Annotated in this window: 21 protein-coding genes and 1 pseudogene; 12 read left to right on the top strand and 10 right to left on the bottom strand. The window is 67.2% G+C overall.

The window, feature by feature from the left end; translation table 11 throughout:
- Positions 1-20 precede the first annotated feature (20 nt).
- Positions 21-944 (top strand): ZIP family metal transporter, encoded by a 924-nt coding sequence (locus tag CAL22_RS11705; RefSeq protein WP_094813296.1) that lies wholly within the window; start codon positions 21-23, stop codon positions 942-944.
- Positions 945-951: 7 nt separating this feature from the next.
- Here CAL22_RS11705 and CAL22_RS11700 read toward each other — a convergent pair whose 3' ends face one another.
- Entirely contained in the window at positions 952-1593 is a 642-nt protein-coding gene (locus tag CAL22_RS11700; protein WP_094813294.1) for a hypothetical protein, read from the bottom strand.
- Between the two features lie 108 nt (positions 1594-1701).
- The gene (locus CAL22_RS11695) at positions 1702-2862 is read right to left on the bottom strand and encodes an MFS transporter (protein ID WP_094813292.1); all 1161 of its coding nucleotides are present in this window, start codon (positions 2860-2862) and stop codon (positions 1702-1704) included.
- 130 nt (positions 2863-2992) lie between these two features.
- Between CAL22_RS11695 and CAL22_RS11690 the strand changes: the two genes are divergently transcribed.
- Positions 2993-3457, top strand: a complete 465-nt coding sequence (locus CAL22_RS11690; RefSeq protein ID WP_094813290.1) for a GNAT family N-acetyltransferase — start codon at positions 2993-2995, stop codon at positions 3455-3457.
- 53 nt (positions 3458-3510) lie between these two features.
- Here the strand turns inward: CAL22_RS11690 and CAL22_RS11685 are convergent, their stop codons facing one another.
- The gene (locus CAL22_RS11685; protein ID WP_094813644.1) at positions 3511-3870 is read right to left on the bottom strand and encodes a DUF1428 domain-containing protein; all 360 of its coding nucleotides are present in this window, start codon (positions 3868-3870) and stop codon (positions 3511-3513) included.
- Positions 3871-3997: 127 nt separating this feature from the next.
- Between CAL22_RS11685 and CAL22_RS11680 the strand changes: the two genes are divergently transcribed.
- The 3 genes from CAL22_RS11680 to CAL22_RS11670 all read left to right on the top strand — a co-directional run bounded on the left by CAL22_RS11680 (position 3998) and on the right by CAL22_RS11670 (position 6686).
- Positions 3998-4972 (top strand): GlxA family transcriptional regulator, encoded by a 975-nt coding sequence (locus CAL22_RS11680; RefSeq protein ID WP_208621962.1) that lies wholly within the window; start codon positions 3998-4000, stop codon positions 4970-4972.
- A 230-nt stretch (positions 4973-5202) separates the two neighbouring features.
- Positions 5203-5814, top strand: coding sequence for an LON peptidase substrate-binding domain-containing protein (locus tag CAL22_RS11675; RefSeq protein ID WP_094813288.1), 612 nt, complete (start codon positions 5203-5205; stop codon positions 5812-5814).
- A 20-nt stretch (positions 5815-5834) separates the two neighbouring features.
- Positions 5835-6686 carry a hypothetical protein gene (locus CAL22_RS11670; protein ID WP_094813286.1) on the top strand — a complete coding sequence of 284 codons (852 nt, stop codon included), beginning with the start codon at positions 5835-5837 and terminating at the stop codon, positions 6684-6686.
- 6 nt (positions 6687-6692) lie between these two features.
- Here the strand turns inward: CAL22_RS11670 and CAL22_RS11665 are convergent, their stop codons facing one another.
- Positions 6693-7076, bottom strand: a complete 384-nt coding sequence (locus tag CAL22_RS11665; RefSeq protein WP_094813284.1) for an I78 family peptidase inhibitor — start codon at positions 7074-7076, stop codon at positions 6693-6695.
- 72 nt (positions 7077-7148) lie between these two features.
- Entirely contained in the window at positions 7149-8267 is a 1119-nt protein-coding gene (locus tag CAL22_RS11660) for a 3-deoxy-7-phosphoheptulonate synthase (RefSeq protein ID WP_094813282.1), read from the bottom strand.
- 170 nt (positions 8268-8437) lie between these two features.
- Between CAL22_RS11660 and CAL22_RS11655 the strand changes: the two genes are divergently transcribed.
- Positions 8438-9238 (top strand): DUF72 domain-containing protein, encoded by an 801-nt coding sequence (locus tag CAL22_RS11655; RefSeq protein ID WP_094813281.1) that lies wholly within the window; start codon positions 8438-8440, stop codon positions 9236-9238.
- Positions 9239-9290: 52 nt separating this feature from the next.
- On the opposite strand, the gene gorA is transcribed toward CAL22_RS11655, so the two are convergent.
- Complete coding sequence (gene gorA / locus CAL22_RS11650; protein WP_094813278.1) at positions 9291-10649, bottom strand: glutathione-disulfide reductase; 1359 nt, start codon at positions 10647-10649, stop codon at positions 9291-9293.
- Positions 10650-10779: 130 nt separating this feature from the next.
- On the opposite strand from gorA, the gene CAL22_RS11645 reads away from it, so the two are divergent.
- Positions 10780-11076 carry a hypothetical protein gene (locus CAL22_RS11645; protein WP_094813276.1) on the top strand — a complete coding sequence of 99 codons (297 nt, stop codon included), beginning with the start codon at positions 10780-10782 and terminating at the stop codon, positions 11074-11076.
- On the opposite strand, the gene CAL22_RS11640 is transcribed toward CAL22_RS11645, so the two are convergent.
- Positions 11073-12530 (bottom strand): PLP-dependent aminotransferase family protein, encoded by a 1458-nt coding sequence (locus tag CAL22_RS11640; RefSeq protein WP_094813274.1) that lies wholly within the window; start codon positions 12528-12530, stop codon positions 11073-11075. The genes CAL22_RS11645 and CAL22_RS11640 overlap by 4 nt on opposite strands.
- 103 nt (positions 12531-12633) lie before the next feature.
- Here CAL22_RS11640 and CAL22_RS11635 point away from each other — a divergent pair.
- A pseudogene (locus CAL22_RS11635) lies at positions 12634-13332 on the top strand (GNAT family N-acetyltransferase); the annotation flags it as partial.
- 20 nt (positions 13333-13352) lie between these two features.
- Here the strand turns inward: CAL22_RS11635 and CAL22_RS11630 are convergent.
- The 3 genes from CAL22_RS11630 to CAL22_RS11620 are packed head-to-tail and all read right to left on the bottom strand — an operon-like array spanning position 13353 to position 15878.
- Positions 13353-14237, bottom strand: coding sequence for a DMT family transporter (locus CAL22_RS11630; RefSeq protein ID WP_208621983.1), 885 nt, complete (start codon positions 14235-14237; stop codon positions 13353-13355).
- Between the two features lie 41 nt (positions 14238-14278).
- Complete coding sequence (locus CAL22_RS11625; protein ID WP_094813268.1) at positions 14279-14614, bottom strand: thioredoxin family protein; 336 nt, start codon at positions 14612-14614, stop codon at positions 14279-14281.
- Positions 14615-14618: 4 nt separating this feature from the next.
- Positions 14619-15878, bottom strand: a complete 1260-nt coding sequence (locus CAL22_RS11620; protein ID WP_094813266.1) for a Zn-dependent hydrolase — start codon at positions 15876-15878, stop codon at positions 14619-14621.
- A 299-nt stretch (positions 15879-16177) separates the two neighbouring features.
- Here CAL22_RS11620 and CAL22_RS11615 point away from each other — a divergent pair, with 299 nt between their 5' ends.
- The 4 genes from CAL22_RS11615 (at position 16178) to CAL22_RS11600 (ending at position 20072) form a co-directional block, all read left to right on the top strand.
- Positions 16178-18034 (top strand): phosphoenolpyruvate carboxykinase (GTP), encoded by a 1857-nt coding sequence (locus tag CAL22_RS11615; RefSeq protein ID WP_094813264.1) that lies wholly within the window; start codon positions 16178-16180, stop codon positions 18032-18034.
- Between the two features lie 70 nt (positions 18035-18104).
- Entirely contained in the window at positions 18105-18740 is a 636-nt protein-coding gene (locus CAL22_RS11610) for an ABC transporter ATP-binding protein (protein WP_094813262.1), read from the top strand.
- Positions 18737-19561 carry an ABC transporter permease gene (locus CAL22_RS11605; protein ID WP_094813260.1) on the top strand — a complete coding sequence of 275 codons (825 nt, stop codon included), beginning with the start codon at positions 18737-18739 and terminating at the stop codon, positions 19559-19561. The genes CAL22_RS11610 and CAL22_RS11605 overlap by 4 nt, the downstream gene beginning before the upstream one ends.
- Positions 19551-20072: a DNA-deoxyinosine glycosylase gene (locus CAL22_RS11600; RefSeq protein WP_094813640.1), complete on the top strand. Its 522-nt coding sequence runs from the start codon at positions 19551-19553 to the stop codon at positions 20070-20072. Before CAL22_RS11605 ends, CAL22_RS11600 begins: the two co-directional genes overlap by 11 nt.
- The last annotated feature ends 13 nt before the right edge of the window (positions 20073-20085 follow it).

The following is a 20085-nucleotide window of genomic DNA, read 5'->3' as shown; positions in this document are numbered from 1 at the left end:
TCCGTTGTCAGAGATTGCCGATGCCCCGTTCCACGACCGCCGGTTTGCGTAGTGCCTGGCTCGCGCAGGCCCAGTCCCACCCCCTGGTGACCGGCGGCTTGATGCTGGGTGTCCTGGTTGTAGGCTGGTTGTGCGCCAGCAGTATTTATGAGGCCTTCACGGGCAGTAACCGCGGCCATGTCGGGCTGGCGGTGGCCGGAGGGTTCGCGGGGTTTTGCGCCACGGCGCTGGGTGCGCTGATTGCCGGGGTGTTTGGCCGGGTTTCGCCCCGGGCGCAGGACAGCATGCTGGGCTTTGCCGCCGGCATGATGCTCGCGGCCAGCGCCTTTTCCTTGATCCTGCCCGGTCTGGACGCGGCGCAGACGCTGGTCGGCAGCGGGCCGGCGGCGGCCGGCGTGGTGGTGCTTGGCATGGCGCTGGGGGTGCTGCTGATGCTGGGGTTGGATTACTTCACGCCGCATATGCACGCGCAAAGCGGGCTGCGCGGCCCCGAGAGCGCGCGCGTCAACGGCGTATGGCTGTTCGTGCTGACTATCGTGCTGCACAACCTGCCCGAAGGCATGGCCGTCGGGGTCAGCCTGTCCAATGGCGATCTGGGCGTGGGGCTGCCCTTGACGTCGGCCATCGCCATTCAGGATATTCCCGAGGGCCTGGCCGTGGCCGTGGCGCTGCGGGCCATCGGCCTGACGCGGCGGCAGGCCGTGTTGATCGCGATCGGTTCAGGCTTGATGGAACCCCTGGGCGCGCTGATCGGGGTGGGCATGGCCAGCGGGTATGCGCTGGCCTATCCGGTCAGCATGGGCCTGGCGGCCGGCGCCATGATTTTCGTCGTATCGCACGAAGTCATCCCCGAAACCCACCGCAATGGCCACGAGACCTTTGCCACTGTCGGCTTGATGATAGGTTTCGGGGTGATGATGTTTTTGGACACGGCGCTGGGTTAAGGCCGGCCTAGCTGCCCCAATGCTGGTCGCGGCAGGTCTGCAAGGCGCGGTTGTAGGAGTCCACCATGATCTGGGTGGTCCATTGGCTGGCGCCGGCCGGGTCGAAGCCGCTCTGGTTCATGGCATATCGGGCGCAGTCGGCATGGCCGCTGGCTGCGCTGGCCTGCGCCACGGGGGCCGGCGCAAGGTTGATCGAGGCCGGATCGGCCGGGTCGATGGCCGGAGCGGCCGCCGGTTCATACACCGGCGGCGCGTAGACGGGCGCCGGCGCGTACACCGGTGGCTGCACATAGACCGGCGGCGGAACATAAACGGGCGCTTGCGTGAGCGCCACGCCGTAGCCCGGTGACATATAGGCGTAGCCATTGCTGCCCATCTGCACCGTGGGCGCGTAGCTATAGCTGGGTTGCGAGTTGGCCGACAACAGCAAGCCGGCCGTGATCAGGCCGATGGCGCCGCCGACGATCCAGCGGTCGGCCGACGACCAGCCACTGGAGTGGCCTCCACGATAGCCCCCATGGTAGCCGCCGGGGCCGCCATAATAGCCGCCGCCCCAACCGGGGCCGCCCGCCAGGGCGGGCGCGGTGGCCGCCGCCATCGTGGCTGCCAGGGCAGTGGCGCCTGCCAGGCGCATCAAACGCGATTTCATTACAAGACTCCTGAGGGCCGGATGTGCCGCGAAGGCGGTTCTGCCGTCTCTATGGCTAATTTACTCCCGGGCAGCTCGTACAGGATGTGACCAGACATTAGCGGGATTTCAGGGGGTTTCACCTGGTGCCGCGGTGGGACGCGCCGCCCAGAGCACGATGGGAATCGCGCACAGGGCGAATACCGCCATCATGGCAAAACCGCCCCATTGCACCCGGGGATAGACCAGGCGGGCGGCATTGACGCTGAAAAACATCAGAATGCCGCCGGACAGCATGGTGTAGAGGGCGATGGCCGAGGTCTGGCAATGCGCGGGTACCTGGCGCGAGATATAGGCCATGATGGCTGAGTTGTTGCCGCCCAGCGTGAAGGCTTGCAGCAACTGGAAAGCCAGCAGCACGGGCAGGTCGATAAACAGGGCCAGCCCCATCCAGCGCACGGCCGTCATGGCCGCCGAGATCCAGATCAGGCGCTCCGGGCCGACGACGGGCAGGATGCGCAAGGCCAGAAAGAAGAACACCACTTCGGCGCTGACGCCGACGGTCCACAGCAGGCCGATATCCGAGGTGGATAGCCCGTGCTCGGTCCAGAACAGGGTGGCATAGGAGTACAGAAAGCCATTGCTGGCCTGGGTGAGCGAGGCGGCCAGAATGCACAGCACGACCGGCCGCTGGCGCAGTACCTGCATCAAGGGCCAGCGGGGCCCGGAAAGGGCGGGCCGCTGGGGCGCGTCGCCGACATCGAGGGCGCGCAGGCAGAGTGCGCAGGCCAGCGCCAGGGTCACGCTCATGACGATGATGGTCAGCGGGCCGGTCTGGTCGATGAGGTAGCCGCCGGCCAGCGTCAGGGCGGCAAAACCCAGCGAGCCCCAGACCCGCACCGTCGTGTAGAGGGGGCGGCCGGCGCGGCTGCTGGCCAGTGCGATGCGGTCGAGCACCGGCTGCACCGCGGGCAGCAGCAGGTTGACCGCCAGCGTGGTCCAGAACATCCAGCCCGGTGAGTGCTGCCAGGGGTAGCAGGCAAACAGCAAAGCGGTGCCCAGCAGCGGCAGCGTGATCAGCAGACGGAGTTTGCCGCTGAGATCGGCGGCATGCGCGACGGCGGGAGCAGAGAGAATCTTGGGCAGAAAAGCGGTGGCCACGATGAGCCCGATCGTGTCCTTGTCCAGCCCCTGGTTGGCCAGCCATAAGGGCAGAAACGGGATGCTGATGCCTTGCAGCCCGTAGTACAGAAAATAGAAAGCGCGCAGCCAGCGCAGTCGGTGGCCCACTTGAACATACTCCGGCGGCGCCGCGGCCAGGCGCGCGGCAGGGTCAGAGCATACTGCAAAGCCGGTCGCTGGCGCGGGCAGGCCGGCGGCGCTACCATCGGGGCGCGATGCGCTTTTATACAGGGTTCACATGTCTGCGGTTGCGCCGGATTTCGTTTTGCGTCCCGCCGTCGAGGCGGATCTGCCTTTTCTGCTGGCCTTGCGTTGCCGCACCATGGAGCCGCATTTGCGGCAAGACGGCATCGACTTCGACGATGCCGCGCATCTGCGGCGCATCCGTCATCACTGGGAGGACGCCCGCATCGTGCTCGTCCAGGGCGCGCCAGTCGGGCTGCTCAAAGTGCACCGTGATCAGCATGGCTGGTATGTGCACCAGATTCAGGTCGAGCCGCGCTGTCAGGGGCAGGGCCTGGGCGCGCGCTTGCTGCGCGGCGTACTCGAACGGGCCGATCGAGGCGGCGAAACCGTGCGTTTGTCGGTGCTGCGGAGCAATCCTGCGCGGCGGTTGTATGAGCGGCTGGGGTTCGAAATCTGCGAGGACAGCGGCCAGGAGTTCCTGATGCGCCGCCGGCCGGCGGAGCGAGCGCCGGCTTAAACCTTTCCCGGGCCAGGGCGGGCCGACGCCAGCATGGTTGCCGGCCCGGGATATCAGGCCTGCACCAGGGTGCTGAACCCCCCGCACGCCGTGCGCCTGGGATCGAACACGCCTTCGATGCAGACCTCCATCAGCCGGGGGTCGGCCATGACGGCGGCGTTGATGCGGTCGCGTTCACTTTTGCTGGGGAAGACGATCCAGGCGAATATCACCGTGTCCTGGCCGCCGGCCTGCGCGACGTCGCGGAAGTCGCGCATACCGTGTTGCGGATCGAGGGCATCGCCGACGCATTCGCGGTAGTCCAGGGCGCCATGCGCCCGCCAGATCTTGGCCGCGTGGGCCGCCATGCTGCGGTAAAGCTCTAGCTTTTCGCTGGGGATGGCCAGCAGATATCCGTCCACATAGGCTTGCATGACTGTCTCCTCGGGCGCCAGCAGGCGCGACATGTCCACTGTAGCGGCGCGGGGCCCGCCACGGCCAAGGGGGTTTGCGACATTGTGGCGGGTGGATCACGACAGGCGGGCGCGCTATGCTTGCCCCATGAAACGCATTGCCTTGCTGGTGCCGGCCGGCGCCAATATCGCCTCGCTGGAGACCGCGCGCCAGGGGTTTCTGGCCGCCAACGCGCGCTTGCGCGACAACGGCCAGGAGCCGGCCTTTTCAGTACGCCTGCTGGCCGTCGACCCCACCATGACGCTGGATGACGGCCGCATCAGCGTGCATGTGGACGCTACCCTGGCCAGCGCCGGTCCGGTCGATATCGCGGTCGTGCCGCCGCTGATGGTCAGCGATGCGCGCGGCCTGGGCCAGATCCTGACGGCCAATACCGCGCTCATCCGCTGGCTGGCCGCGCATTACCGCGCCGGCGGTGAACTGGCCAATCTGTGCCTGGGCGCGGCCTTGCCGGCGGCGGCGGGCTTGCTCGATGGCCGCCGCGCCGTGGTGCATTGGGCCATGCGAAATCCGTATGCGGCGCTGTTTCCCAAGGTGTCGTGGGTGTGCGATCGTGTGGTGCTGGCCGAGGCTGGGCTCTACACCAGTGGCGGCGCGTTCTCGGCGGCCCACCTCGTGCTGCATCTGATCGAAAGACATGCCGGGCGCGAGATCGCGATCTGGTGCGCCAAGCTGTTTCAGCTCGATTGGGACCGCCAAAGCCAATTGCCGTTCATGGTCTTTGCCGGCCAGAAAGCGCATGGCGACGCGGTGGTGCTGGCCGTACAGGAACATATCGAAACGCATTACGCCACCCGTCTGGCCGTCGAGGGGCTGGCCGTGCGCCATGCGGTGGGCCGCCGGACCCTGGAGCGGCGCTTCCGGCATGCCACGGGCAACAGCGTGGTGGAGTATCAGCAACGCGTGCGCGTCGAGGCCGCCAAGCAGCAGCTCGAGAAAACGCGCAAGAGTGTGGCCGAAGTGATGTACGAGGTGGGCTACAGCGATACCAAGGCGTTTCGTGACATCTTCAGCAAGCATTGCGGCATGTCGCCACTGAGTTATCGCGATCGCTACGGTTGAGCGGATGCCTGGGGCGTGAAGCCCGGTAGGGCTGCCCGCGCTGCGGGGGCGGGCAACGTTGCGCCCAGCCATGGACGGTGGGTACCGGCGAGAACCCAGGACCAGGCCAGGCGCATGCTGCCTGAGCAATGTGTACGATTTCATGTCGGGGCTTGCGTGAAGCCCTGCGTTTTCCGACCAATCCTGGCTGGGTCTGTCGCGGCAGGCAGGTTTCGTGCCAAGATAGCCGCATGGCCCGCCTACCGCTGTTTCCCCTGAGCAATGCCCTGTTTCCTGACGGTGTTCTGCACCTGCGGGTGTTCGAGATCCGTTATCTGGACATGATCAAACGCTGCCTGGAAGACGGCCAGCCTTTTGGCGTGGTGATTCTGCTGGCCGGCCAAGAGGTGCGCAAGCCGGATAGCCTCGAGGTATTGGCGCCCGTCGGGACGCTGGCGCGGATCGAGCACTGGCAGCAACCCGTGGCGGCCTTGTACGAGTTGCGCTGCCGGGGCGGCGAGCGGTTTGATCTCGCGGACTGCGAGCGGGGCCGTTATGGCTTGTGGACCGGCCAGACCCAGGCCATCGCCGCTGATCCGGTCGTCGCCGTGCCCGACGCCTTGCGCGGGGCCGTCAGCGCGTTGGGCCGATTGATCGCCGGCCTGCAGCAGCAGGGCTACGGCCCTGCCGAGATGCCGGTGGCCGCGCCTTACCGGCTGGAGGAGGCGGCTTGGGTGGCCGACCGCTGGTGCGAGCTGCTGCCGCTGGCGGCCGCGGACAAGGCCAGGCTGCTGGCGCTGCGCGATCCGCTGGCGCGCTTGCGCGAGGTCAACGGCGAGCTGGCCGCGCGCGGGCTGCTTTAGCGCCCGGGGCGCAAGCGGTTATGCTTCGCGCCATGACTATCGAGATCAACGAAGAACTGCGGGCCTACATCGACCCGCTCACCGCCGAAGAATATACCGCGCTGGAGCGCAGCATACTGGCCGAGGGGTGCCGCGATGCGCTCGTGCTCTGGGGCAATGTGCTGGTCGACGGGCACAACCGCTTTGAAATCTGCCAGCGTCATGGCATCGAGTTTCGCACGCTGCAAAACGAACGGTTTCAGTCCATGGACGATGTGCGGCTGTGGATGATAGACAACCATCTGGGCCGGCGCAGTGTTTCGGATTATCAGCGCGGAGTCCTGGCTCTGCGTAAAAAACAGATCTTGCAGGCGCGCGAGCCCGCTGAACCGGGCGAGACCGCGCCCGAGGCCCCGGTGCCCAGCCGCCAGGAGCTGGCGCGCGAAGCCCGGGTCAGCAGCAATACGCTGGCGCAGATCGAGCGTATCGAGCAACGCGCGGTGCCCGAGATCGTCAAGGCCGTGCGCGCGGGGGAGATCTCCATCAATGCAGCCGCTGCCGTGGCCAGCCTGCCCGAAACGCGCCAGCAGCAGGCCGCCCAGGGCGGCAAGCAGAATCTGCGAGAAGTCGCCCGCCAGGCGCGCATGGAATTGCAGGCGGCGCGCTATGAGGCCAAGTTGCGTAAGGCCGCCGAGACACCGGCGGAGGACGCCGCCCCCACGGGGAGCGATGCGCCGCCACCGTGGGAGAGCCCGGCGATCGAGGACTATCCGGCCGAGGTGGCGCGCCTGAGCGAGATCATCAAGCGCCTGACCGACGAGCGCGACGCGCTGAAGAAAAAAGTCATGCACCTGACGGTGGCGCTGGCTGAGGCGCGCCGCGAGCCCGGCTGAGCGGGGTCAGCCGCAGCGGATGGCGCTGATCTTGCCCTGGCCGTCGACGATGATGTTGACCCGGCTGGGGTTGTATTCCAGCGTCATGACCTGCCCGGGCTTGAGCACGCGTACGGTGCTCGAGCCGCTGCCCGACAGCACATTGCTGCTGGCCGAGTCACTGAAAGCCTGACCGACCAGGTTTTGCGTGGGCTGAGCATCGCAGCTCTTGCCGCTGGACAGCATGGAGCCGGTGGCGCTTTCCGGCACGGAAGACGACGTCGAGCTGGATGCGCTGGACGAGCTGGACGAGCTCGTCTCAGAGGAGGGCGCGGCGCCTTGATGGGCGGCGCAGCCGGCCAGGGCGGCCAGGCTGGCGGCCAGGGTGAGGGTCAGCAGTTTCCGGTTCATTAGTACTCCTAGGACGGGAAGCGGACGAAACTTCCATCATAGTAGAGTACGCGCCAACCGGCACGGCTGTCCTCAGCGGGTGCGCCGTTCGCGCACGGCGCGGGCCAGGTCATCCAGCACCGGCACGGTCTGCGTCCAGCCCAGGCAGGCATCGGTGATGGAGACGCCATGGGCCAGCGGCACGCCGGGTTTGAGGTCCTGCCGGCCAGGCTGCAGATTGCTTTCTATCATCAAGCCGGTGATGCGCTGCTCGCCGCCGGCGATCTGCTGGGCGATGTCGCGCGCGACTTCCACCTGGCGCTCATGCGATTTGTTCGAATTGGCGTGCGAGCAATCGATCATGACCTGCTCGCGCAGGCCGGCTTTGCGCAATACGTCGCAGCAGGCCTGCACGCTGGCCGCATCGAAATTACTGCCATTTTTGCCGCCGCGCAGGATGACATGGGTGTCGATATTGCCGCGCGTCTCGAAAATGGCGGCCACGCCCATCTTGGTCATGCCCATGAAAGCATGGCTGGCGCTGGCGGCCACCATCGCGTCGGCGGCGATCTGTACGCCACCGTCGGTGCCATTTTTAAAGCCGAGCGGGCAGCTCAAGCCCGAAGCCAATTGGCGATGGCTGGGGCTCTCGGTGGTGCGTGCCCCGATGGCGCCCCAGGCGATCAGATCGGCGATGAACTGCGGGCTGAGCAAATCCAGAAACTCGGTGGCGATCGGCAGGCCCAGGCCGGAAATGTCCAGCAGCAGCGAACGCGCACGGCGCAAGCCTTCGTTGATGCGGAAGCTGCCATCCAGGCGCGGGTCGTTGATGAAACCCTTCCAGCCGACGGTGGTGCGCGGCTTCTCGAAATACACCCGCATGACGATGAGCAGGTCGTCCTTGAGCGCATCGGCGGCCGTTTTGAGCTGCCGGGCGTAGGCCATGGCCTGGTCATGATCATGAATGGAACAGGGGCCCACCACGACGATGAGGCGGTCATCACGGCCATGCAGCACATCGGCGATGTCACTGCGGCTGGACTCGACCAGGTCCTGGACGGCCGCCGGGGTGGGCAGCTCATCCAGCAGCAAGGCCGGGGAAATCAGCGGGCGCACCGCGCCGATGCGCGTGCCGTCGTTACGGGTCGTGTTCTGGGTGGAGTCGGCCTGGCCGGCTTCCCGGTCATGCATGGCGTCATCAATGCGGGTCAAAGCGTTTCTCCGTGCGCAAGCGGTGGTCCTTGTCAGACGGCCATTATCGCACCTCGGCCGCCGGCGCCGCGCGCGGCCCATCGCGCCCCGGCCTGGCGTCGGGTGTTACGGGCGTTTACATGCTTGTGGCGTCCGCCCGCTACCATGGAGCGCATCGATAAGGAGCGCACATGACTGCCATCCGGGCCGGCATCGGCGGTTGGACCTATCCGCCCTGGCGCGACGGGGTGTTTTACCCGCCGGGTCTGCCGCATGCGCGCGAGCTGTCGTTCGCCGCGCGGCAGTTCAGCGCCATCGAGGTCAACGGGACGTTTTACCGCAGCCAGAAGCCTTCGACCTTCGCGGCCTGGGCCGCGCAGGTGCCGGATGGCTTCAAACTCGCCCTGAAGGCGCCGCGCTACGCGACTCACCGCCAGGCCTTGAGCCAGGCCGGTGACTCGGTCAGGCGCTTTCTGGACAGCGGCATCGACCGTCTCGGCCCGGCCCTGGGGCCCTTGTTGTGGCAACTGCCGGAGGGCAAAGTCTATGACCCGGCAGACATCGAAGCCTTTTTCGGTCTCTTGCCGGCGCGCCTGCAGGGGCAGCGCCTGCACCATGTGCTCGACGCCCGGCATCCCAGTTTCGACTGCGACGATTATCTGCGCCGGGCGCGCGCGCACGGCGTGGCCACCGTGTTGACCGACAGCCCGCGATTCGTGTCCATCACCGACAGCACCTGCGCCGATCTGATCTATGTGCGCCTGATGGCGGCAGATCCGCGATTCCGCCATGGGTATGCGCCGGCGGTGCTCGCGGCGTGGGCGCGCTGCGCACGGCAGTGGGCGGCGGGGCGCAGCCCGGACTTGCCGCGCCGGCTGCCAGACATCGGAACAGGCGCGCCGCGCGAGGTGTATGTGTTTTTCATCAACGGGCACAAGGCCCTGGCCCCGGCCGGCGCCAGGGAGTTTCTGCGCCGCCTCGCTCAGCCCTGAGGCCGGCGCCCGGGAGGTCAGGCCCGGGCGAGGCGCCAGGCTGGGCGGCGCCTCAGTCAGCCACGGGCGTGCGCATGGTGACGAACTCTTCGGCGGCGGTGGGGTGGATGCCGATGGTTTCGTCGAACAGGCGTTTGGTCGCGCCGGCTTTCAAGGCCACGGCCAGCCCTTGCATGATCTCTCCGGCATCCGGACCCACCATGTGGCAGCCCAGCACCCGATCGGTGTCGGCATCGACCACCAGCTTCATCAGGGTGCGCTCCTGCACGTCCGTCAGCGTGAGCTTCATGGGGCGGAAGCGGCTTTCGAAGCGTTTGACGCGGTGCCCGCGTTTGAGGGCTTGCTCGGTGGTCAGCCCGACGGTGCCGATATTGGGCAGGCTGAACACGGCGGTGGGGATGAGGTCGTAGTCCACCGGGCGGTACTCTTCGGGGCGGAAGAGACGGCGGGCGATGGCCATGCCTTCGGCCAGGGCCACGGGCGTGAGCGGCACGCGGCCGATCACATCGCCCAGCGCCAGAATCGAAGGTTCGCTGGTTTCGAACAGGTCATTGACTTCGATATAACCCTGTTCGTTGAGTTTGACGCCGGTATTTTCCAGGCCCAGGTTATCGAGCATGGCGCGGCGGCCGGTCGCATAGAACACGCAATCGGTTTCGAGCACCGTGCCGTCGAGCAGGGTCGCGGCCAGCGTGCCGTCGGGCAGCTTGTCGATGCGGGCGATGTCGCTGTTAAAGCGCAGCGTCATGCCTTTTTTCTGCAGTTCGTCGCGCAGATGTTCGCGCACGCTCTGGTCGAAGCCGCGCAGAAAGAGCTCCCGCCGGTAGGCCAGCGTGGTGTCGGCGCCCAGACCATTGAAGATGGATGCGAATTCGACGGCGATATAGCCGCCGCCGACCACCAGCACGCGGCGCGGCAGTTTCTTCAGAAAGAAGGCCTCGTTGGACGTGATGGCGAGTTCCTTGCCGGGGATGTCCGGCACGAAGGGCCAGCCGCCGGTGGCGATCAGGATGCGTTCGGCGCTATGGCGCTGGCCGTTGATTTCGACCGTGTGCGGGTCAACGATGCGGGCGTGCCCTTCGTGCAGGGTGACGCCGCTATTGACCAGCAGGTTGCGGTAAATGCCATTGAGGCGTTCGATTTCGCGGTTTTTGTTCTGGATCAGGGTGTGCCAGTCAAACCCGGGGTGGCCGGGCGTCCAGCCAAAACCGCTGGCCTGCTCGAACTCTTCGCTGAAATGCGCGCCATAGACGAGCAGTTTCTTGGGCACGCACCCCACGTTGACGCAGGTGCCGCCCAGGTAGCGGCTCTCCGCCACCGCCACGCGCGCGCCAAACCCGGCGGCAAACCGTGCCGCCCGAACGCCGCCCGAGCCCGCGCCGATGACATAGAGGTCGAAATCGAAAGCCATGAGTAATCCTTATTGCGAGGTCGGCTGCCACCGACGATGACTGCTATTAAACATCGTTCCGGGGGCGGGCCGCATCAAGCCCCGCCGTCCAAATGGGATATAACCATGCAAAAGGGACAGTCGAGGTGTCATGCAAGCGGAAACGGGGTTTTTTGGCAGTGCGGGCGCTGCCTTGGGGCAGGGTATCAAATGGGTGGCCGAGGCGCTGCGCTGGTTGTTCGGCGGCTTTTTCGGCGCGCTGGGCGAGTTTTTCTCGGGCATGGCCGCGGCGTTGGGCATGAGCCCGAATGTCATGAATTTCGCGTTATTGCTGATCGGCCTGCTGATGCTCTGGGCCGGGATCAAGGCTTTCGCGCGCCGCTCCTTCCTGAGCGGTATTTTCTGGCTGCTCTTGTGCGCGCTGCTATTGGGCGCCCTGACCGGTTAGCGGGGCCCGGCTTGAGCGGCCAGGCGGGCCAGGCGCCGCGTCAAGGGATCGAACAGATCGGCCGCGGTGTTGCCGTAGCCCAGCACCAGCCCGGTGTCTGAAGCGGCCAGCGCAAAGCTGGACAGGGCCTGCGGCTGCATGCCGTGCGCGGGGGCGAGGCTGGCGATGCGCCGGTCGTCATAGCCGGCGGGCAAGCGCACCGTCAGATGCAGACCGCACTGACCGCCTTCTACGGTGTGCTCGATATCCAGGTTGCGGGTGAGCGCGGCGCGCAGCGCCTGCTGACGTTCGCGGTACAGGCGTCGCATGCGCCCCAGATGGCGGCTGAACTCGCCGCTTTCGATGAAATCGGCCAGGGCCAGTTGCTCATAGCGATGGCCGCCGCGCAGCAGTTCGGCCACGGCTACGCGGGTGGCCTCGACCAGGCATTCGGGCAGGACCACGAAGCCGATACGCAGCGACGGGAACATGGTTTTGCTGAAGCTGCCGATATAGAGCACGGGCGCCTGGGGCGCCATGCCCTGCATCGCCGCGATGGGTTCGCCGTGATGACGGAACTCACTGTCGTAATCGTCTTCGATGATCCAGGCCTGATGCTGCCGGGCCTGGGCAATCAGGTCCAGGCGGCGTGCCGCCGGCATCACGCCGCCGGTGGGATATTGGTGCGAGGGCGTCAGGTAGATCAGGCGTGGCGGCGCGTCGGCCCAATCTTGCGTGCTCAGGCGCAGGCCGTCGGCATCCACGGGTTTGGGCCGCACGTCCAGGTCGCCGGCAAAGAACGCGGTGCGCGCGCCGCGATAACCCGGGTCTTCCACCCAGGCGATGTCGCCCGGGTCGGCCAGCAGGCGCACGCTCAGCGCCAGCGCCTCCTGCGTGCCCTCGGTGATGACCACCTGCTCAGGCAGACAATGCACGCCCCGCGCCACGCCCAGATACCGCGCGATGGCGGCGCGCAGCCCGGGTTCGCCGGCCGGTTCGCCATAGGCCAGCGACTCGCCGCCGCCATGGCGCATGGCGCGGTCCAGCGCGCGGCGCCAGGCCGCGGCCGGAAAGTGCGCCAGGGCGGGCTGGCCGGGCCGCAAGGCCAGGTAAGGCCCGGTGCCGCGCGGCGTGCTCACCAGACGCTCCAGCCGGCGCGCCACGCGCACGGGGCCGGCGGACTGGCCGGCCGTGGCGGGCCGGCGCTGGCGCGTGAGCGTGGCCACGCGCGTGCCCTGTCGATCGGCCTGCACATAGCCTTCGGCAGCCAGATGTTCATAGGCGATGGAGACGGTGTTGCGCGAGATCGACAGCGCTTCGGCCAGGCTGCGCGAGGCGGGCAGGCGGGTGCCGGGGGCCAGGCGTCCTTCCAGGATGGCCGTTTTCAAGCGGTGCAGCAGTTGGCGCTGCAGGGGCACGGCACCCGGCGACAAGGGCGCATCCAACAGGACGAGGCGGGTGAGGGTGTCTTCCATGGCAAACCGGTGGCACTAAGAAAATACTTTTAGCTGGTGCTTTCTATAATGCCACGAATCGTTCTAGAGTACGGCTTCCCAACCTTGCTGCGTGGAGATCTGTATGGCCTTGCTCAATGCCTTCGACCAACCGGTCGGCGAGTCTTTGCCTGACTGGAGCGCGCGGCCCCGTCCGCCGCGCACGGCCCTCGAAGGCCGCTTCTGCCGCCTGGAGCCGCTGGATGCCCGGCGTCATGCGGCGGATCTGTTCGCGGCCTACAGCGCGGCGCCCGATGGCCGTGACTGGACCTACCTGACCGTCGGCCCGTTTGACTCGGAGCAGAGCTATCGCGCTTATTGCGAACAGGCCGAGCGTAGCGAGGATCCGCTGCATTTTGCCGTCATCGATCGCGCCAGCGGCCGGGCCGTCGGCACGCTGGCCTATATGCGTATCGATCCGGGCAATGGCGTGATCGAAGTCGGCAGCGTGACGTTCTCGCCGGCGCTCAAGCGCACGCCGATTTCCACCGAGGCGCAATTTTTGTTCATGCGGCGCGCGTTCGAGGAGCTAGGCTACCGGCGTTACGAGTGGAAGTGCGACCACCTGAATGCGCCGTCGCAGCAGACGGCCGCCCGCCTGGGCTTTCAGTTTGAGGGGATATTCCGCCAGGCGGTGGTGTACAAGGGCCGCACGCGCGACACCGCCTGGTTTTCCGTCACCGACTCGGAGTGGCCGTCGCGGCGGGCCGCCTTCGAGCGCTGGCTGGCGCCGGAAAATTTCGACGCCCAGGGCCGCCAGCGTCGCCGCCTGCAGGACCTGCGCGGCGAGCCGGGCTGAGCCGTTCAGCGGGCCTGGCGGCGCAGCCACCAGGCTTGCAGCGTACCGGCGGCGCTCACCAGCAGGATGCCCGCCAGCACCAGCACCGCGCCGGCGACGAAATGGCCGTCCAGCGGCTCATCGAGCAGGACCACGCCCAGCCCCACGCCAAACAGCGGGGTGAGGAAAGACAGCATCGACAGGCGGGTGGCCAGATAGCGGCGCAACAGCCAGAACCACACCAGGTAACTGAAAAGCGCGACCACCACGCATTGGAACAGCAGGCTGTAAAGGGCGGGGGCGGTCCAGGTGGGCGCGGCCCCGCCCATCAGGCCGTGCAGCAAAGGCAGCACTACCGCGGCACATACCATTTGGTAGAACAGGGTCTTGGAGGCAGGTGCCTCTGAGAGCCGGCTGGCGCGGATGCCGACCGTGGTCATGCCCCAGGCCGCTCCGGCCAGAATGCCCAACAAGTCGCCCAGCAGCACGTTCGGCGCCTGCTCGCTGCCGGGGCGGTTGCCCAGAAACGCCACGGCGATGCCGACAAAAGCCAGCGCCACACCCAGCCATTGCAGCGGCTTGAGACGCTCGCCCGGCACCCAGGCATGCAGCCCCAGCGCGGCGAATATCGGCGAGGTGTAGAGAAACACGGCCATATGGGAGGCCGTCGTGTAGTGCAGACCTAGCGCCACGAAAACGAACTCCAGCGCAAAGAGCACGCCCACGCCCAATCCGGCGCGAACGCTGCCGTCACGCCAGAAACGGGCCCCTTGGGTGCGCAGCACCACCAGGCCCAGCACGACGGCGGCGAAGGCCGAACGCAGGCCGATCTGCAAAAGCGGCGCGATATCGGCGGCGACCGCCTTGATGGCGATCTGCTGGGTGGCCCAGCACAGACAGAGCGCCAGCATGGTGCCGGTGGCAAAGCCGTCGAGCGGCCGGCGGGTGGGCGTCACGGCAGCTCGGCCGGGTGGTTGTCCAGCGCCTGGGCGATCTGCTGGCGCAGATCCCAATCGGCCAATTGCGCGCTGATCGGGCCATAGTAGGTGCCGTCGCGCACGACATGAATGGCCGGCAGATGAAAGACTTCGTAGCGCTCGACCAGGCCGCCATTGCGCCCGGCGTCTACCCAGAAAATGCGTTCTGCGGGCAGCTCGAACCCCGGCAGGCGCTCGCGCGCCACGCGGCAGTTCGCGCAGCTGAGGCTATGAAAAACGACCAGCGAGATGCCGGAAGCGTCGAGCAGGTGGCGGTCGGCGGTGCCGTCGTCGATATCGATCTGGTCCATGGGATCAGGGGAGTGTGTCGAGTTCGAGCAGGGTTTGATAGAGCACGCGCGTGCCGTCGAGCAATTGCGCCGGCGTGATCCATTCTTCGGGGCAATGGCTGCGGCCGCCCAGGCAGGGGATGAAAATCATCCCCATGGGACCGGAAGGCGCCATATACATGGCGTCGTGGCCCGCCCCGCTGGGCAGCGTCATGCAGGCATAGCCCAGGCTGCCGGCGGCCCGACGCACGGCCTCCATGACCACAGGCGCGCAATCGGTCGGTTCGGCACGGGAGAGCGGCTCGGCCTGCAGGGTCAGGCGCAAGGCAGCCAGCCCGGCCGCGACGTCCTGCAGAACGTCGGGCGTGAAGCGGTCCAGGATGGCATTGCTGTCGCTGCGAACTTCCAGCGTCAGTTCGACCCGGCCCGGCACGGCGTTGGCGGCGTTGGGGGTGAGCGTGAGCCGGCCGACGGTGGCCACCACATAGTGCGGGTTGCCGGCCAGTTCGCTGGCGCGGCGGTGCGCGGCATCGATGATGCGCGCCGCGCCGACCAGCGCGTCGCGGCGGATATCCATGGGTGTGGTGCCGGCGTGGTCGGGCTGGCCCTGAACGACGATGCGCGAGCGGCGGATGCCCACAATACTGCTGACCACGCCGATGGGCAGGCCGCGTGTCTCCAGGACTGGCCCTTGCTCGATATGCAGCTCCACGAAGGCCGCGGTGTCGCCTGGGCCGCGCAGGGCGCGGGTCAGTGCTTCCGGCCGGCCGCCCGCGCGGCGGATGCCTTGCGCCAGGGTCTCGCCTTCGGGATTGCACGCAGCCAGCATCTCGGCGCTCAGGTGGCCGCTGATGGCGCGGCTGCCGACACAGGAAATACCGTAGTCACTGGGTTCTTCGGAAAGGAAGTCGATCACTTCGAAGGGGTGATCCAGCGTCAGGCCATGGTCTTTCAGCGTATGGGCAACCTCGATGCCAGCCAGCACGCCGATGATGCCGTCAAAGCGCCCGCCCTCGAGCACGGTGTCGCAATGCGAGCCGGTCACCAGCGGCTTTTTCGCCGCATCGCGGCCTTCGAGGCGGCCCACCAGATTGCCGGCGGCATCGATCCGGCAGGTCAGGCCGGCGGCTTCGAATTCGGCCCGCAGCCAGGCGCGCGCCTGATCGAACAGCGGCGTGAACGCGCGGCGCGTCCAGGGCTGGCCGGGCAGGGTCATGCGCGAAAGGGTGTCGACGCGCGACCAGAGGCGGTCGGCGTTAAGGGCAGGCAAGGCAGGGATCGTCATAAGCAAGGAGGCATTCAGGGCCCAAAAGGGCCTGCCGATTATGTCATAGCCGCCACGGCCCTTCGCGCAGGGGCGGATCGCGGCCCGGCCCGACCGGCCTGAGCGAGGGAATAGGGGTAAACCCCTGGTATGGAGTGCGAAGACGAGCAACAAGGCCTTCAAAGCTGCTTGGTAGCGCCGCATACTCCCAAGTATGATGGCCCCATCGCCCGGGGACCTGGTCCGCCGGGCCACGTTTTTTCGCGGCGACGGCAGCGGCGCCGCGCAGCATGTTCCGCCCCATTCTGGAGAATTACCGTATGACGCAAACTGCCGAGGCCAAACTGCCGCCGCTCAACGTTCCCGCCTATGTCAAGCACGCGCGCTTGATCGATTGGGTGCAGAGCGTGGTGACCCTGACGCAACCGGATCGCGTGGTCTGGTGTGATGGCTCGCAAGAAGAGTACGACCGCCTGTGTGAGCAGATGGTCCAGGCCGGCACCATGCGCCGCCTGAATGCCGAGAAGCGCCCCAATTCTTATCTGGCCTGCTCCGACCCGTCGGATGTGGCCCGCGTTGAAGACCGCACGTTCATCTGCTCGGCGCGCGAAGAGGATGCCGGCCCGACCAACAACTGGGCTGCGCCGGCCGAGATGCGCGCCACCTTGCACGGCCTGTTCGAAGGCGCCATGCGGGGCCGCACCTTGTACGTCGTGCCGTTTTCCATGGGGCCGCTGGGTTCGCCCATCGCCCATATCGGGGTGGAGCTCTCCGACAGCCCTTATGTGGCCGTCAACATGCGCATCATGACCCGCATGGGCCGTGCCGTGTGGGACGTGCTGGGCGCCGATGGCGAGTTCGTGCCTTGCGTGCACAGCGTGGGTCATCCGCTGGCCGCGGGCCAGGCCGACGTCGCCTGGCCGTGCAATCCCGTCAAATACATCGTTCACTATCCTGAAACGCGCGAGATCTGGAGCTTCGGATCCGGTTATGGCGGCAATGCCCTGCTGGGCAAGAAATGCTTTGCCTTGCGCATCGCCTCGACCATGGGCCGGGACGAAGGCTGGCTGGCCGAGCACATGCTGATCCTGGGCGTGACCACGCCCAAGGGCCGCAAGTACCACGTGGCCGCGGCCTTTCCGTCGGCCTGCGGCAAGACCAACTTCGCCATGCTGATTCCGCCGGCCGGGATGGATGGCTGGAAAGTCACCACCATCGGTGACGACATCGCCTGGATCAAACCGGGCGCCGATGGCCGCCTGCGCGCCATCAATCCCGAGGCGGGGTATTTCGGCGTGGCCCCGGGCACCAGCGAAAAGACCAACTTCAATGCCATGGCCACGCTCAAGGCCAATGTGATTTTCACCAACGTGGCGCTGACCGATGACGGCGACGTCTGGTGGGAAGGCATGACCGATGTGCCGCCGGCGCATCTGATCGACTGGCAGGGCCAGGACTGGACGCCCGAGATTGCGCGCGAGACCGGGCGCAAGGCCGCCCATCCCAATGCGCGTTTCACCGCGCCGGCCGCGCAATGCCCGTCCATCGATCCCGAGTGGGAGAACCCGCAGGGGGTGGCCATCGACGCCTTCATTTTCGGCGGCCGCCGGTCGACCACGGTGCCGCTGGTGACCGAGGCGCGTGACTGGGTCGAGGGCGTCTACATGGCGGCCACGATGGGCTCGGAAACGACGGCCGCTGCGGCCGGCAAACAGGGCGTGGTGCGGCGCGATCCTTTCGCCATGCTGCCGTTCTGCGGCTACAACATGGCCGACTATTTCAACCATTGGCTCAGTGTGGGGCAACGGCTGTCCGACGCCGGCGCCAAGCTGCCGCACATCTATTGCGTCAACTGGTTCCGCAAGGGCCCGGATGGCAAGTTCGTGTGGCCGGGCTTCGGTGAGAACATGCGCGTGCTCAAGTGGATGTTGGGCCGTCTGGACGGCGAGGCGGGAGGCCAGGAACAGGTCTTCGGTATTTCGCCGTCTTACGGCGATATCGACTGGACGGGGCTGGAGTTCACGCCGGATCAGTTCCAGCAGGTGATCTCGGTCGACGGGGCGGCCTGGCACGAAGAGCTGGGCCTGCACGGTGAGTTGTTCGCGCAACTGGCTCGCGGCCTGCCGCCGGCGTTGTCGCAGACCAAGTCGGATATCGAGCGCCGCCTGGCGGCTTGAGCGCGGCTGGCTAGTGGCGGGGCAAGGGCGGCATAATGCCGCTCATGTCCCGCATCCGCGTTGTGGTTTCATGAGCGTTCCGGCTTCGCCTTCCGATGGCGGTTATCTCTGCCTGCGTGGCGTGGCCGCGGCGGGCTTCGTGCCTGCCGATCTGGACCTGGCCCGGGGCGAGTGTGTCGCCATCATGGGCGCCTCGGGCGCCGGCAAATCGCTGTTGTTGCGGCAGGTCGCCGATCTCGATCCCGGGGTGGGTGAAATCTGGCTCGATGGCGTGGCGCGCAGCAGCATGCCGGGCCCGGCCTGGCGCCGTCAGGTGCGCTACTGCCAGGCCGAAGCGGGTTGGTGGGACGACGCCGTGGCGGCGCATTTCACCGGGGCGGCAGCCGAGGCCGCCGCCCTGAGCGGGCTGTTCGACGCACTGGGCTTGCGCGCGGCCATCATGCAGGCGCAGATCACTGAATTATCCACCGGCGAGCGTCAGCGCCTGGCCCTGGCGCGCGCCTTGCGCGATCGCCCTGCGGTCATTCTGCTCGATGAGCCCACGGCTTCCCTGGATGAAGGCGCCACCGCCCGCGTGGAAGCGCTCATCCGCCATACCTTGGCCGCCGGCATGACCGCCCTGATGGTCACCCACAACCCGGCGCAGGCACGGCGGCTGGCCACACGGTGCTATCTGGTGCGCAACCACCGGCTGGAGCGGCAATGAACAGTCTGGCCCAACCGACGGTGCAGGGGGTGCTCACGCTGCAGGCCAGCGATCTGGCCATCGCGGCATCGCTGGTGGCGCTCAGCGCCGTCATTTCCCTGACCATGCGGCTGCGCATGGAGCGCAGCATCGTCTGGGCGGCGATCCGCACCGTGGTGCAATTGCTGCTGGTCGGCCACATATTGCGCGTGGTTTTTGCCTATGCCTCGCCCTGGCTGACCAGCGGTGTGGTCCTGGTGATGATGGCGCTTGCCGCGCGCGAGGTCGCGGCCAGGCCTGCCGAGCGGCTGAGCGCCGCGGGCAATCTGCGCATAGGCGCGCTGGCCGTGATCACCACTACGGCGGTGACGGCGCTCTTCATCCTGAGCACGGCCTTGCGCCCCGACCCCTGGTATGACCCGCGCTACCTGATCGCCTTGGTGGGCATTGTGCTGGGCAGCGTCCTGAACGCCGGCAGCCTGGCGCTCGACAGCATGCTGGGCGGGGTGCGGCGGCAGCGGGGCGCGATCGAAGCGCGGATCGCGCTGGGCGCCACGCCCCGGCAAGCCTTCGCGCCCCTCATGCGCGAATCGGTGCGGCGCGGCCTGGTGCCCGCGATCAACCAGATGGCCGCCGCCGGCATCATCACGCTGCCTGGCATCATGACGGGGCAGATCATCGCGGGGATGGACCCCGTCGAGGCCGTCAAGTATCAGATCCTGATTCTGTTTCTGCTGTGCGGCGCCAGTGGCCTGGCCGCGATGGGCGTGTCCTGGTCGGCGTTGCGCCGCCTGACCGACGCACGTGGCCGCCTGCGTCTGGACCGCCTGCATGGGCGTTGATCCGGCCCGCGTGCATGGCTTTGCGCCCGTGGCGCGCAGCGATGCGCGCATCCTCATTCTGGGCACCATGCCCGGCACGGTTTCCTTGGGGCGCGCCGAGTACTACGCTCACGCGCGCAATGCTTTCTGGCGCATCGCCCAGGCCTTGTTCGGCGTGGATTCTTCCGCTGGCTATGCCGCAAGGCTGCAGGCGCTGCAGGATGCGCGGGTGGCCCTCTGGGATGTGCTGTCCGACTGCGTCCGCCCGGGCAGCCTGGATGCGGCCATTGTGGGCGGCAGCGTGGTCGCCAACGACTTCGCCGGTTTCTTCGACCAGCATCCGCATATCGAGGTCATCGGTTTGAATGGCGCCAAAGCCGCGCAGCTCTATCAGCGTCATGTCGTGCCCACGCTGGCCGGCCGGGCGCAGCCGCGCGTGCTGGCCTTGCCTTCGACCAGCCCGGCGCATGCCGCGCTGAGCTTTGACGCCAAGCTGGCAGCCTGGCGCGCGTTGCTGCGGCCGCCGGCGTGAGCCGGGCCGGCGC

Source organism: Bordetella genomosp. 12 (assembly GCF_002261355.1).
Taxonomy (GTDB): Bacteria; Pseudomonadota; Gammaproteobacteria; order Burkholderiales; family Burkholderiaceae_B; genus Bordetella.
This window is presented reverse-complemented; position numbering and strand designations above follow the sequence as displayed.

Coding starts and splice junctions, on each gene's coding strand:
- CAL22_RS11675 (WP_094813288.1), top strand. CDS start 5,203: ATGGCCCGCCTACCGCTGTTTCCCCTGAGCAATGCCCTGTTTCCTGAC.
- CAL22_RS11655 (WP_094813281.1), top strand. CDS start 8,438: ATGACTGCCATCCGGGCCGGCATCGGCGGTTGGACCTATCCGCCCTGG.
- CAL22_RS11640 (WP_094813274.1), bottom strand. CDS start 12,530: ATGGAAGACACCCTCACCCGCCTCGTCCTGTTGGATGCGCCCTTGTCG.
- CAL22_RS11680 (WP_208621962.1), top strand. CDS start 3,998: ATGAAACGCATTGCCTTGCTGGTGCCGGCCGGCGCCAATATCGCCTCG.
- CAL22_RS11610 (WP_094813262.1), top strand. CDS start 18,105: ATGAGCGTTCCGGCTTCGCCTTCCGATGGCGGTTATCTCTGCCTGCGT.
- CAL22_RS11630 (WP_208621983.1), bottom strand. CDS start 14,237: ATGCTGGCGCTCTGTCTGTGCTGGGCCACCCAGCAGATCGCCATCAAG.
- CAL22_RS11645 (WP_094813276.1), top strand. CDS start 10,780: ATGCAAGCGGAAACGGGGTTTTTTGGCAGTGCGGGCGCTGCCTTGGGG.
- CAL22_RS11705 (WP_094813296.1), top strand. CDS start 21: ATGCCCCGTTCCACGACCGCCGGTTTGCGTAGTGCCTGGCTCGCGCAG.
- CAL22_RS11605 (WP_094813260.1), top strand. CDS start 18,737: ATGAACAGTCTGGCCCAACCGACGGTGCAGGGGGTGCTCACGCTGCAG.
- CAL22_RS11685 (WP_094813644.1), bottom strand. CDS start 3,870: ATGCAAGCCTATGTGGACGGATATCTGCTGGCCATCCCCAGCGAAAAG.
- CAL22_RS11670 (WP_094813286.1), top strand. CDS start 5,835: ATGCTTCGCGCCATGACTATCGAGATCAACGAAGAACTGCGGGCCTAC.
- CAL22_RS11600 (WP_094813640.1), top strand. CDS start 19,551: ATGGGCGTTGATCCGGCCCGCGTGCATGGCTTTGCGCCCGTGGCGCGC.
- CAL22_RS11615 (WP_094813264.1), top strand. CDS start 16,178: ATGACGCAAACTGCCGAGGCCAAACTGCCGCCGCTCAACGTTCCCGCC.
- CAL22_RS11700 (WP_094813294.1), bottom strand. CDS start 1,593: ATGAAATCGCGTTTGATGCGCCTGGCAGGCGCCACTGCCCTGGCAGCC.
- CAL22_RS11625 (WP_094813268.1), bottom strand. CDS start 14,614: ATGGACCAGATCGATATCGACGACGGCACCGCCGACCGCCACCTGCTC.
- CAL22_RS11690 (WP_094813290.1), top strand. CDS start 2,993: ATGTCTGCGGTTGCGCCGGATTTCGTTTTGCGTCCCGCCGTCGAGGCG.
- gorA (WP_094813278.1), bottom strand. CDS start 10,649: ATGGCTTTCGATTTCGACCTCTATGTCATCGGCGCGGGCTCGGGCGGC.
- CAL22_RS11620 (WP_094813266.1), bottom strand. CDS start 15,878: ATGACGATCCCTGCCTTGCCTGCCCTTAACGCCGACCGCCTCTGGTCG.
- CAL22_RS11665 (WP_094813284.1), bottom strand. CDS start 7,076: ATGAACCGGAAACTGCTGACCCTCACCCTGGCCGCCAGCCTGGCCGCC.